We start from the raw sequence: 13,802 nt of genomic DNA, 5'->3' as shown, positions 1-13,802 counted from the left end.
CCGCCAAGCAAAAGCTAAGCGGTTTATTTTTTATACGATTCTAAATATTACTGATTCTTAGCATACACTGGTTTTTTCGCACAGATAGCTTCAACCTTTTCGCATACTTCAGCTAATACTTTTTCATCACCGCGCGAGTCTAGTACATCACACATCCAACCCGCCAACTCTTTGACATCTGCTTCATCAAAGCCGCGAGTGGTCACAGCACCAGTACCGATACGGATACCAGAAGTCACAAACGGAGACTTTGGATCGTTAGGTACAGCGTTTTTATTAACCGTAATGTGCGCTTCACCCAACCATTTGTCGGCTTCTTTACCGGTCATTTCTTGCTTAACCAAACTGATCAGCATGAGATGGTTTTCTGTACCACCAGAGATGATTTCATAGCCACGCTCTTGGATGACCGCTGCCATCGCTTTAGCGTTTTTGATGACTTGCTCTTGATACGTCTTGAAGTTATCTTCTAGCGCTTCTTTAAAGCAAATCGCTTTGGCCGCGATAACGTGCATCAACGGGCCACCTTGGTTGCCTGGGAAAACGGCAGAGTTCAGCTTTTTAGCAAGTTTATCATCACGTGACATGATGACCCCTGAGCGTGGGCCACGTAACGTTTTATGCGTAGTACTAGTGACGACATCAGCGAATGGTACTGGGTTAGGATAAGCACCTGTAGCAGCCAAACCAGCAATGTGCGCCATATCAACTAAGAAGTAAGCGCCGATCTCGTCCGCGATATCACGGAAACGCTGCCAATCAACTACTTGCGAGTAGGCTGAAAAACCAGCGATAATCATTTTAGGCTTGTGCTCACGGGCTAAGCTATCGACTTGATCATAATCGATAAGACCCGTCTCTTCAACTAGACCATACTGCACCGCATTGTAGTTGATACCTGAGAAGTTAATATGAGCGCCATGGGTCAAGTGACCACCAGCATCAAGACTCATACCAAGAATAGTATCGTTGGCATCGAGCAGTGCTAAAAATACCGCTGAGTTGGCCTGAGAACCTGAATGCGGTTGTACGTTGACATATTCAGCACCGAACAGCTCTTTTGCACGGTCGATGGCTAGTTGTTCAACGACATCGACATGCTCACAGCCACCGTAATAGCGCTTACCTGGATAGCCTTCTGCGTATTTATTAGTTAGATCTGAGCCTTGCGCTTCCATCACTGCTTGTGAGCAGTAGTTCTCTGAAGCAATAAGCTCGATATGGTTTTCTTGACGAACGCTCTCAGCTTCCATAGCTGCTGATAATGCTGGATCATATTCTTTTATAGAGATATCTTTAAACATAGTTATGTCCTATAGAGTGACTTTTATTAGAAAATGTATATCAGAGAAAGTCTATTAATAAAGACGCTAGTAATCTAAAATCTAGCCTAGCGTTGGTTTACTTTATTTAGCAATAATTTTGAGGCTTCTTTACATCATATTGCGCCATACGTTTTGCTGTGAAGCAAGTGTAACATGAAACTTTACGGTATGAGAGCAAAAACTCTCAGCTATAGCTGAGAGTTTTTTATGACATCATCACTGAATTAAATAGTTAGCAATATCATAGGGTTGATACTAGACTAACTTAGCGTTACGTCTTATTAGCTACCTATTCAGTTATTAGTTTTAAATAATAATGGCTGATTATCTATGTCGATCTTGTTTTTCAAAATCTACACTGTGACCAAAAAATCAGACAAAAAGGTCTCGCTAATAAGCACTTTGCGCCCATACCAATCGTAATACGTCTGTCGTTGCCAGCCTTTAGCCGTGTTCTTAATAATCCGCTGATTGGGCAAAGTACGGTTGCGCTTAAATAACACGTAACCGATAGGCGTGCCCTTTAGCTGTTGCAAGCGACGGGCTTGACCTTGCAGGCTGGTTAGAGGAAAGATACTTTGCGCCCACACCCAAGGCTGATCGCTATCACCATATAGCTGCACCTCACGTACCCAAGCCATCAGAGGACGATTGAGCGCTGAGCCTTGCAAGCCCAATTGCCGCTTTTGGCTTAACGATAGCCGCTTATAGCCCTCGAACTGGCGCTCAACTCGCAGTGGCTGCCCTGCTTTTGCCTCAAATAATGCCGTCAAAGAGCCTTTGGCCTCAAGCCAAGGTAGTAACGCTATCGGTGGTGACGTTTTGGCAATGATAGTTTTACTTATATCAGACATAATCCACCGCCACTACATTGGTACATTGCTATCAAACCTTTATACATCGCTATCGAACGTAGGCATGTTATCTTGATTAAAAGGTAGCGCCTCATGAGCCTGTGCGCGATACTGCGCCATCCGTCCTCTATCCTCAATACAGAAATTCGCTATCGCAGGAATAAAACGCGCATCATAGATACGATGCAAGGAGTGCGTAGTCGTCGGGATAAAGCCACGGACCAGTTTATGCTCGCCTTGAGTACCAGGATCAAAGTAAGTTAAGCCTTGCTCAATAGCAAATTCGATACCTTGGTAGTAACACAGCTCAAAGTGCAAACTATCGTACTCGCCAAGCGCGCCCCAATAGCGACCGTACAAGGTGGCTTTATTATTTTCATCGCTATCAACCTTGTCGTAGAGAAATAAACTACTCGCAATAATCTCACCATCACTATCGAGCGCTTGCGCAAGCATTATGTGCTCAGGCATGCTAACTGCAAGAGAATCAAAGAATTCAGCGGTCAAATAAGGCTGCTGACCACGTACCGCATAAGTCATCACGTAACAATGATAAAACGCTGACCAATCAGCGTCAGTGATAGCATTGCCACACTTACGCACACACTCAATACCTTGCTCAGCGACCTTTCGACGTTCAGCGCGGATGGTCTTGCGCTTTTTGGCTTTTAAAGTAGCCAAGAAATCATCAAAGCCGGTAAATGGCTTATTGTTGCTAGTTAAGTTTTTATTCTGCCATAAAAACTGACAACCTTGCCGCTCTAATATAGGTGTTGTAAAAGCACTATCGTCATCACCAATAGTCTCTTTATCTTGACTGATACTGTGATTATTGGCTAAAGCTTTGGCTACTTCAGTCTGTGTAGAGGCCGCAAGTCTTGCTAATTCTGGTGTGACAAATAAGCCATGCCAGCTTGATGCACCAACTTGCTGGGCGATATCATCAACCCCTGCCATTATGGCTTGTATAATCTCACGGTCTAAAGCTTGACCTACCGTCAGCCATATACGCTGACCTGTGATCGGCGTATATGGCGAGCTGGTCACCAAACGCGGATAATAGTCAATGCCATAGCGCGCATAAGCCTCTGCCCACGCATAATCAAAAACAAACTCGCCACGATGATGACCTTTGACGAACACTGGCATCACCGCCACAGGCTGCATTACATCTAAATTTATCTCATTTTTATGAACATCTATATCGGCATCGGTATTATTATCGTTATTACTATGACGATAAACCAATATAAAAATAGGTAGCCAACCAGCAGCCTCACCGATAGCGCCAGTATCAGTCAATGCTTGCCAAAAAGCAAAGCTCATAAAAGGGGTATCAGGAGCTTGCCACTGGGCGCGATTCTGCCAGCTCATGTCGCCGACGAGTGCATACTGTAGACTCATGCTCATATTATTTATTATCACTGTTTATTAGTTTTTATGAGTTCTAGACTAGCAAACTTTTACTCAATTGCTGTCACAATTTGCAAAAATCAGCTAGATTTTTGCAAATGATATAGGCAATTCTAGGATAGATAGAAGTTTATTACTTATCTGGAGAATACTATGATTAACTCTCGACCATATTGCTCACCTAGTTTTACCAAAGTCATCAAAACACCATTGGTCATACTTGTCATAGGTTGCACATTGCTTTTAGGAGCCTGCAATAACGCTCAAGAGATCACTGATGAGTCAACCCTTGGTAGCAATAATGCAGCGCAAACTAATGAAGATAAGATGGAACGCAACAGCATAGACGATGTTGCTGAGGCAAAAGCTGAGCAGCGCGATGATCGAGTTGTGATTGTCGAAGCTGAAAAATAAGTACTTTTAATACCCTTGTCATTCATTCAACTTATAATGACACACCCTAGTTCGGCCTAAAAAAGGCATTTATAACGTTACCGATAGCTTTTTTTAACGTTAACTTTATTATAATAGTGAGCTAAGGTATCGGTAAAAGATGTTATTTTTGCCGATGACTGCTAGAATAAGGCTTCTGACAGTCTAGTACAATTAAGATACGTGTGGTAAGAGCAAAAACAGTATCTTAAGTTCATTATGTAATATTGACATTGTAGTAAATCTATAGTGAGCTTATCAGCCGCCATGTTCTCTTATTCATAAGTAAGGCTACCCTTAGCTGTTTTGAACGATATGAATTACCTAAGTTACTGGTACAAATGGAATGTTATTTGGTAGAGATGGACTTAGCTAAATAGTGTAAATAAAAAATATCTAAATAAAAGTCACGAAACATTCTACGTCGGCCTAAAACTCTTCGAAAAACCACCTATCTTGTAACGCAATTGCTTTCAGCCTTTAGCCTTATTATGGCTAGGTATACTGTTAAATTTCAGCTTTATGATCAAACACAACCTAAAGGAATAAATACTAAAATGTCAAAACTCATTTATACGAAAACTGACGAAGCCCCAGCGCTTGCTACCCTATCTTTTTTACCTATCGTAGAAGCTTTTGCCAAAACAGCTGATATCGAAGTAGAAACGGCTGATATCTCTTTAGCAGGACGTATCATTGCTTTATTTCCAGATTTTATTACTAAAGAGCAGCGTATTCCTAGTGCTTTTAGAGAACTACGCGAACTGGTTAAAACCCCTGGTGCTAACGTTATCAAACTGCCTAATATTAGTGCCTCAGTACCGCAGCTAAAAGCGGCGATCAAAGAGTTACAAGATAAAGGTTACGGCTTACCTGATTATCCAGATCATCCAGAGACCGACGAAGAAAAAGATGTGCGAGATCGTTATGACAAAATAAAAGGTAGTGCAGTTAATCCGATTTTACGTGAAGGTAACTCAGATCGCCGTGCACCAAAAGCGGTAAAAGCTTATGCTCGTAGCCATCCTCATTCTATGGGGGCATGGAGTGCAGACTCTAAAACTCATGTGGCGACTATGGATCATGGCGACTTTGCCGATACGGAGACTTCAGTCACTGTAGACGAGCCAACTGATTACCGTATTGAGTTCACTGCTAACGACGGTAGTGTCACTGAATTAAAAGCACCTGCACCATTACTAGCGGGTGAAGTTATCGATGCGGCTATTTTGAGCCACAAAGCCTTGGTTGAGTTTTTAGAAGAGCAAGTCGAAGACGCCAAAGCTGAAGATGTATTATTCTCATTACATCTAAAAGCGACGATGATGAAAGTCTCTGATCCTATTATCTTTGGTGAAGCAGTAAAAGTATTCTTCAAAGAGTTGTTTGACAAGCACGGTGATACGTTCAAAGAGATCGACGTTAACGTCAATAACGGCTTTAGCAACTTGCTCGCTAAATTAAAAGAGCTGCCTGATGACAAACGTCAAGAAATCGAAGCGGATATCCAAAGCATCTATAAGAGCAATCCAGATCTAGCAATGGTCAACTCTGACAAAGGCATCACTAACCTACATGTACCGAGTGATGTGATCGTTGATGCGTCAATGCCAGCTATGATTCGTAGCTCAGGTAAGATGTGGGGCGCGGATAACGAGCTACACGACACCAAAGCGATTATCCCTGATAGCAGCTATGCTTGCATCTATGATGAAACCATCAAATTCTGTAAAGAAAACGGTGCCTTTGATCCAACGACTATGGGTTCAGTACCGAACGTCGGTCTTATGGCACAAAAAGCAGAAGAGTATGGCTCACATGATAAGACTTTCTTGATCCCATCTGCGGGTATTGTGCAAGTACTGGATAGCAATGATAAGGTATTGACTGAGCATCAAGTGGAAACTGACGATATCTGGCGTATGAATCAGGTCAAAGACGCGCCGATTCAAGACTGGGTCAAGCTTGCGGTAACGCGCGCTCGTGCTAGCAAAGTGCCTACTATCTTCTGGTTGGATCATAAGCGTCCGCATCATGCTGCATTGATCAAAAAAGTAGAACGCTATCTAAAAGATTACGATACGACTGGTTTAGATATTCGCATCATGCCCGTTCGCGAGGCGACTCGCTTTACTTTAGAGCGTCTAAAAGAAGGCAAAGATACGATTTCAGTTACCGGTAACGTCTTACGTGATTACTTAACCGATCTATTCCCAATCTTAGAGCTGGGTACTAGCGCGAAGATGCTCTCTATCGTACCGCTTATGAATGGTGGTGGTCTATTTGAGACTGGTGCTGGTGGTTCTGCGCCGAAGCATGTCGAGCAGCTGGTTGAAGAAAATCATCTGCGCTGGGATTCATTAGGTGAGTTCTTAGCGTTAGCCGAGTCTTTAGAGCATTTAGCTATTCACGAAAATAATCCTAAAGCGCAAATATTATCAGATACCTTAGATACTGCGACTGAGACTCTGCTGATGAATAACAAGTCGCCATCACGTAAGACTGGTGAGCTTGATAACCGTGGTAGTCACTTCTATCTAGCTATGTACTGGGCCGAGGAGCTGGCGAATCAAAACCAAGACAGCGAGCTAAAAGAGACCTTTACTCCAATAGCTAAGAAGCTGAAGGATAATGAAGATGCTATCGTCAAAGAGCTCAATGATGCTCAAGGTAGCCCTGCCAACATCAATGGCTATTACTTCTTTGATGAAAAGCTGGCAACAGATATTATGCGCCCAAGTAAAACCTTAAATGAAATTATAGCTTCGATTTAATAGAAACACGGTCAAAGGCAAGCGTTGTGATAAACGACAATACTTGCTCTAGGCCTAGCTTTTAAACTTAGCTTTTAAACTTAGCTTTTAGCTGAGCCTACAATATAAAACCTTAATGATCTAAGAGTGTTGGGGTTTTTGTTGAACCTGATAATATGAGTCATTTTTATTATTTATAGAGACTATTAGCAATTACCTTATACTTTAATCTTATTGCCTTAGAAACAAGAGCGTTCCTGTTATATACTATTGATGGCGATATCAAAGAGCACTAAATAAAAACATTCAAGAGGAAATTTTACTGTCATGTCAAAAATTATTTATACCAAAACCGATGAAGCCCCAGCACTGGCAACCCTATCCTTTTTACCTATCGTAAAAGCTTTTACCGACAAGGCAGGCGTCGTCGTTGAGACCAGTGACATCTCAGTTGCTGCGCGTGTATTGGCTGAGTTCTCTGACTATTTAACAGATGAGCAGCGTGTTCCTGACAATCTAGCTGAGCTCGGACGCTTAACTCAAGATCCCAACACTAATATTATCAAACTGCCTAATATTAGCGCTTCTGTACAACAGCTCAAAGCTTGTATCAAAGAGCTGCAAGGCAAAGGCTATGCGCTACCTGAATTCCCAGACGATCCAAAAACTGAGGAAGAGATTGAGCTACGCAGACGCTATGGTAAGAGTCTAGGCAGTTCAGTGAATCCAGTACTCCGTGAGGGTAACTCAGACCGCCGTGCTCCTAAAGCAGTCAAAAACTATGCCCGTAAGCATCCGCACTCTATGGGCGAGTGGAAACAATGGTCACGTACTCATGTCTCGCACATGCACAGTGGCGACTTTTATGAAGGTGAGCAGTCTATTACTTTGGATAAAGCACGTAGCGTACGTATGGAGCGCGTGGCTGAAGATGGTACTATCGGCGTCTTCAAAACAGGCATTGCGCTGCTAGACAAAGAAGTCATCGATTTGATGTTCATGAGTAAAAAAGCGCTGATTGAATTTTATGAGCGTGAAATGGAAGACTGCCGTGAAGCGGGCATTTTATTTTCCTTGCACGTAAAAGCGACGATGATGAAAGTGTCGCACCCTATTGTCTTTGGACATGCGGTCAAGACCTATTACAAAGACGCTTTTGACAAGCATGGTGCCTACTTTGATGAGCTAGGTATCAACGTCAACAACGGCATGGCCTCGCTATATGAAAAAATAGCAGAGCTACCCGCCAGTAAGCGTGAAGAGATTGAACGTGATCTGCATGCTTGTCAGGTACATCGTCCGCGTCTAGCGATGGTCGACTCAGCCAAAGGTATCACCAACTTCCATTCGCCAAGTGATGTCATCGTCGATGCTTCTATGCCTGCTATGATTCGCTCAGGCGGTAAAATGTGGGGCGCTGATGGCAAAATGTACGAATGTAAAGCGGTCATGCCTGAGTCCACTTTTGCACGTATTTATCAAGAGATGATTAACTTTTGCAAATGGCATGGTAACTTTGACCCAACGACTATGGGTACGGTGCCAAACGTTGGTTTGATGGCGCAAAAAGCTGAAGAGTATGGCTCGCATGATAAGACGTTTGAAGCCAGCGATGCAGGGATAGCGCGTATTGTCGACGAAGCTACAGATGAAGTATTACTTGAACAGCGCGTTGAAAAAGGTGATATCTGGCGCATGTGTCAAGTCAAAGATGAGCCTATTCAAGATTGGGTCAAGCTTGCGGTACGCCGTGCGCGCGAATCAGATACACCGGTTATCTTTTGGTTAGACCCTTATCGTCCACATGAGAATGAGCTGATCAAAAAGGTACAAACTTACCTAAAAGATCATGATACTACAGGGCTACATATCGAAATTATGTCACAGGTTCGCGCCATGCGCTATACCTTGGAGCGCGTCGCTCGTGGTCTCGATACCATCTCTGCTACTGGTAATATTTTACGTGACTACCTGACTGACTTGTTCCCTATTCTAGAATTGGGTACTAGCGCCAAGATGCTATCAGTCGTGCCATTAATGAAAGGCGGCGGTTTATTTGAAACCGGTGCTGGTGGTTCTGCACCGAAGCACGTTCAACAACTGATCGAGGAAAACCACCTACGTTGGGATTCGTTGGGTGAGTTCTTGGCTTTGACAGAGTCTTTAGAGCATTTAGCTAAGAATGATGATAATGCTAAAGCACAAATACTGGCCGACACTTTAGATAGAGCGACTGAAAAGCTATTATTAAATGATAAGTCGCCCTCGCGTAAAACGGGCGAGCTTGACAACCGCGGCAGCCATTTCTACCTAGCCATGTACTGGGCCGAAGAACTCGCTGCGCAAGATAAAGACGCTGATCTAAAAGCACAGTTTGCCCCGCTAGCCGAAAAGCTTGCGAGCAATGAGCGAGCTATCGTCGAGGAGATGAATAGTGCCCAAGGCAAAGCTGTCGATATTAAAGGCTATTATCTCGCTGATGAAGCCTTGGCTGAGCAAGCCATGCGCCCAAGCAAACTATTCAATGAAGCTTTGGCTTCGTTGTAACTCAGCTTCTTTATAACCTGAACCAAAACACGCTTGAATGATTTAATATTTGAGCGGGTTTGGCTAGTATTGCAAACACCTTAATGGTCTCAGACTGTTAAGGTGTTTTTTATGCAAAACCTTGTTAACATGACTAAGGTTTGTTGTATTTACTGTACCTGACACAAAACTATCTCATTTTTATCTCTATTTTCAAAATGAGGAAACACCCTAGGAATCTTTGCTTTATGTCGATCTCAAATCTTGTGCTATTTAACAAACCTTTTGGCGTGCAAAGTCAGTTTCGAGAGGATAGCAATAATAAGCATACGACGTTATCAGAGTACTTTAGCGATAAGTCACTGCGCATAGCAGGTAGGCTGGATGCGACCTCAGAGGGATTATTAATATTAACCAACGATGGACGCGTGAATAAAGCCATTACTCAACCGCCAAAGACTGAAAAATTTGATCATACTACTCATAAGCAAGGCAAAACTTATCTAGTACAAGTTGAAGGAATAGCGACAGCTATCCAATTGGCCGAGTTAAGCCGTGGCGTTATACTAAAAGACGGCAAAACCCTACCTGCTACCGCTGTCATCGTTGATGAGTCTGAGCTGCCAATCGAGCTATGGCCACGTGACCCGCCTATTCGCGAGCGCAAAAACATTCCAACGTCGTGGCTGATGCTAACGATTTATGAAGGTAAAAACCGTCAAGTTCGGCGAATGACTGCGCACGTTGGTCTGCCCTGTTTGCGTTTGATTCGCTGGTCTGTAGCAGGATTTGAGCTAGGGAGTTTAGCCGTCGGAGACTCTATAACTTTGGTCTTAAACAAAGCACACTATCGACAGTTAGGTATTAAATATTAGACGTTAAATATTAGCCAGTATTAGTTATCCATTACCGACATAACCATAAGACCTAGCTAAAAACATAAAGTAGCAGTCTATTATCGCCTACGGACTTTAAGTAATTAGCATATTTATAACGCTACGTCTTAAACTAGTAAGACTTATCTGTTAATATTCATAGCTTTATGTGCTTTTATACCTTAGTCGCCTGCCTTGCCATACAACCATCCAGTTAAGGGTATTTTATGACTCCTGTTTATCATCTCGCTATTGCTACTTGCATGACGCTTATGCTCAGCGCCTGTCAGCCCAAGGCTGACTCTGTAGAGCCCACTCAGCCTGCACCAGCTGATGATGTGATAAATAACTCTACTACCCCTGAAGCAGGCACGGATGACGAGGGCTATGTCGATAATAATCTCTCAGCTAATGATATGATCGCTGATATAGCACCAATGACGGCGATGCAGGCGGACTATGATAAGTCGATAACTCGAATGCATGATGAGATGCTGATCGGTATGGGCTATAATGATCCTGATACGACATTTGCCAAGAGTATGCTCGGGCACAGTCGTGGCGCTTTGGATATGGCTAGTCTACAACTTAAGTACGGCAGTGATCCTGTCATGCGTCAATTGGCTCAGCAGGTCATTAACTCACAACAGGGCGAGATTAACATTATTAATAAGTGGCTTGCCAGCCATCTTGATAGCGCTAGAGCTAAGCTTGAGACTCCTTTTGTACAACAAGAATATACCGATACTACGCAGATTATGCTAGATGAGATGTCATTAAGTATTGCTGATCCAGTAGCGGATGTAGCTTTTGCTCGTACTATGCTCGCGCACTATATCAGCGCTGGTAAGATGGCAAAAATTGAGCTTAAATATGGTACTAATGAGGAGATGTTAGTGCTGGCACGACAGATTATCAATGCTCAACAGCCTATCATTGTAGACTTGCAGAACTGGCTGGCGGCAAATAGCACTTCTTTAGATAGTGATAATATTACTGACGACGATATCGCAGACGATGCTGATGACAATTTAACCAAAGAAGCAATAGAAACTAATTAACATCTTATTCTTTGAGTGTTTAAAGCACTCACCCAACACCCACACAACAAAATTTATAGAGGCAAAAATGCTAGTAAAATTTATGCGCGAAGGGCTAGGACGACTCATAGCAGGCGGCAGTGTCATGACTCAGGGCAAAGCTGTGACACGCACTGCCGAGGAGCAAGCCCGCGTAGACGAAGCTTGTGAAGATTTGGCTTTATATCAATTTCAATCTTGCCCTTTTTGCGTCAAAGTACGCCGTCAAATTCATAAGCTAAACTTGCCTATTGAGTTGCGTGACGCCAAAAATAATGAGCAGTTTCGTAGTGAGCTTGCTGAAAATGGTGGACGTGTCAAAGTACCTTGCTTGCGTATTGAAGATAACACTACAGAAAATAACGACGTCCAATGGATGTATGAATCAGACGATATCAACGCCTATTTACATCAGCGTTTTGGCTAGGCGCAACTGATGACTTAACATGGCTTAAAGAAACCGCCAAGCTTCTAAATAAAAGCTTGGCGGTTTTTATTTATATTGTCAAAAACCCTATCTTATTAAGAGTTATTAAGATTCGATAAAATCAGGGTTTAGCCATTGCTCAAACTCTGATTCCTTGCGTCTTAGATTGACTTTATACGCATCGGTAATATCTACCTCAGCTTGCGCAGTAGGCTCAGCTTTTATAGTAATAGTCATCAGCTCATCACGGCGAAACAAGTGACAAGTGGTATCTTGTAATAATGGGCTTAAAGTCGCTAAATGCTTATTATCCGCCTTGATCCTATCAATAGCGATGATGATATCGTGCGCTGAGATACCAGCTCTGGCGGCGATACTACCACGTTGTACCCGATTGACCTTCAGACCTGCTGGCGTCTCTGTACAGCGCATGCCCCAAGGCACTTTTTTATCAGCATTATCTTTAGCATCCTTATAAATAATCGTGCCGTGAGCATTTAGTAATGCCTCAATAGGCAGCTCCTCTACCCCATTAACATAGCGCTGCTCAAAATCTTCCCAATCTGCTCTTGGCATAAACTGACTGATAACTTCACCCATATCAGCACTACTAATACCAATACGCTGAGTACCGCTTTGTTTAGCTTGACTATAAAAGGATCTGACGACATCGAATAGTCGATGCTTACCAGCACTTTTCTCAAATAGAGTTAAATCTAAGCATAAGGCTACTAATGCACCTTTATTGTAATAGCTAATGCCCGCATTGCCTGTATTTTCATCACTACGATACAGCTTAATCCAAGCATCAAAGCTGGACTCAGCCACGCTCTGCTGGCTACGCCCGTGCGTCTGATAATAACGGCTTATTTGTTCAGCCAATAAGGTCAAATAGCCATCTTGATCGATGACACCAGATGCTTGCAACATAAAGTCGTCAATATAAGAGGTAAAGCCTTCAAATACCCAAAGTAGTGGCGTATAGGCTTCTCGGCGCAAATCCACATCGATCATCACATCGGGACTGACGGTCTTAACCCACCATGCATGAAAATACTCATGACTGCATAACCCCAAAAAGCGCTTGTAGTCAGTGCTGGGCAACTCAGGCTCATCGATAGACGGTAAATCCCGTCGCGGAGTGATAAGGCTGGTTGAATTAATATGCTCAAGGCCACCGTAATCTTGACCGCTAGCAAAGGTCATAAAGGTATAATTACTAAAGGGTGCATCCCCCAACCAGTTCAAATAAGTTTGACAGATTTGGGTAATATCTTGCTGTAAGCGGCCCATGTTGGCGCTATGCTTGCCTGATAAATAAAAGCGATGGCTTAGCGTTTGATTATCGCTATCTTGAATAATAAAATCGAAAAACTGCTGCTCGGCTATTTCAAACGGATAATCAATCAGCTGATGATAGCTATCGGCCTGCAGACCATAGCCATGCTGAGTGCTGCTGTTTTTATTATCATCTTCTTGATTGAGGCTCTTTAGATAGGTCGCATCAAGCCCACAAGCCAATACCACATTATTTTCACATTTGTCACTCAAAAACGCGGCTGGCACCAGTAGGCTAACTTGTACAGGCAGTTGCTCTTGCCCCTCAACTGCTAAGGCCAGTGAGGTAAAGTTGCCGTATAGACGCTGCTGATCGACATAAGCAGTCCGTACTGACAGATCATAGCAATAGACTTCATAATCTACGCTCACAATCTGCCCTGCTTTGACTGCTGGCAGCGCCCAAGTATGCTTATCTACCTTTTGCGCGCGCCCTACCTTTGATGACTCATCACTCCCTTTATAATGCAGCGCCGTGATATTTCGAGCAAACTCACGCAGCAAATAGCTTCCTGGAATCCAGACTGGTAACCACAGCCGCGGAGAATCAACAGAGGCTGTAAAAGTTAAGGTAACATCGATCAGATGCTCATTAAAGCGTGCAAAGTTAAGGCAATAGCTTATAGCAGCTACACTAGCTGTCTGTGATAAATCATCGTTATCTTGGATAGTTTTAGTCATAGTAGGAACTTGGCGAGTATTTAGTGTTATGTTAGAAGTGATTAGTCAAAAACGCAACGATAAAACCGTCAGTGACTACAATTGTAAGAAACATTCACT

General features: G+C 43.1%; 10 protein-coding genes. 6 read left to right on the top strand and 4 right to left on the bottom strand.

Features of this window, described 5'->3' with window-relative positions; translation table 11 throughout:
- Positions 1-47: 47 nt before the first annotated feature.
- The 3 genes from glyA to Q9G97_RS01870 all read right to left on the bottom strand — a co-directional run bounded on the left by glyA (position 48) and on the right by Q9G97_RS01870 (position 3,583).
- Positions 48-1,304 (bottom strand): serine hydroxymethyltransferase, encoded by a 1,257-nt coding sequence (gene glyA / locus Q9G97_RS01880; protein WP_305899507.1) that lies wholly within the window; start codon positions 1,302-1,304, stop codon positions 48-50.
- A 374-nt stretch (positions 1,305-1,678) separates the two neighbouring features.
- Positions 1,679-2,179 carry a chorismate lyase gene (locus Q9G97_RS01875; RefSeq protein ID WP_201571414.1) on the bottom strand — a complete coding sequence of 167 codons (501 nt, stop codon included), beginning with the start codon at positions 2,177-2,179 and terminating at the stop codon, positions 1,679-1,681.
- Between the two features lie 39 nt (positions 2,180-2,218).
- Positions 2,219-3,583 carry a GNAT family N-acetyltransferase gene (locus Q9G97_RS01870; protein WP_305900248.1) on the bottom strand — a complete coding sequence of 455 codons (1,365 nt, stop codon included), beginning with the start codon at positions 3,581-3,583 and terminating at the stop codon, positions 2,219-2,221.
- Positions 3,584-3,745: 162 nt separating this feature from the next.
- Here Q9G97_RS01870 and Q9G97_RS01865 point away from each other — a divergent pair, with 162 nt between their 5' ends.
- From Q9G97_RS01865 to Q9G97_RS01840, 6 genes are all read left to right on the top strand, one after another.
- The gene (locus Q9G97_RS01865; protein ID WP_201571411.1) at positions 3,746-4,006 is read left to right on the top strand and encodes a hypothetical protein; all 261 of its coding nucleotides are present in this window, start codon (positions 3,746-3,748) and stop codon (positions 4,004-4,006) included.
- A 575-nt stretch (positions 4,007-4,581) separates the two neighbouring features.
- Complete coding sequence (locus Q9G97_RS01860; protein ID WP_305899506.1) at positions 4,582-6,798, top strand: NADP-dependent isocitrate dehydrogenase; 2,217 nt, start codon at positions 4,582-4,584, stop codon at positions 6,796-6,798.
- Between the two features lie 306 nt (positions 6,799-7,104).
- Positions 7,105-9,324, top strand: coding sequence for an NADP-dependent isocitrate dehydrogenase (locus Q9G97_RS01855; RefSeq protein WP_201571407.1), 2,220 nt, complete (start codon positions 7,105-7,107; stop codon positions 9,322-9,324).
- Between the two features lie 227 nt (positions 9,325-9,551).
- Positions 9,552-10,178, top strand: coding sequence for a pseudouridine synthase (locus Q9G97_RS01850; protein WP_305899505.1), 627 nt, complete (start codon positions 9,552-9,554; stop codon positions 10,176-10,178).
- A gap of 227 nt (positions 10,179-10,405) precedes the next feature.
- Positions 10,406-11,239, top strand: a complete 834-nt coding sequence (locus Q9G97_RS01845; RefSeq protein WP_305899504.1) for a DUF305 domain-containing protein — start codon at positions 10,406-10,408, stop codon at positions 11,237-11,239.
- Between the two features lie 67 nt (positions 11,240-11,306).
- Positions 11,307-11,684, top strand: coding sequence for a glutaredoxin domain-containing protein (locus Q9G97_RS01840; protein WP_305899503.1), 378 nt, complete (start codon positions 11,307-11,309; stop codon positions 11,682-11,684).
- Between the two features lie 105 nt (positions 11,685-11,789).
- Here the strand turns inward: Q9G97_RS01840 and Q9G97_RS01835 are convergent, their stop codons facing one another.
- Positions 11,790-13,703: a M61 family metallopeptidase gene (locus Q9G97_RS01835; RefSeq protein ID WP_305899502.1), complete on the bottom strand. Its 1,914-nt coding sequence runs from the start codon at positions 13,701-13,703 to the stop codon at positions 11,790-11,792.
- Between the last annotated feature and the right edge of the window lie 99 nt (positions 13,704-13,802).

The organism is Psychrobacter sp. M13 (assembly GCF_030718935.1).
In the GTDB taxonomy this organism is placed as follows: Bacteria; Pseudomonadota; Gammaproteobacteria; order Pseudomonadales; family Moraxellaceae; genus Psychrobacter; species Psychrobacter immobilis_G.
Note: the sequence above shows the minus strand (reverse complement) of the source record. Positions and strands in the feature narration are given on the sequence as shown.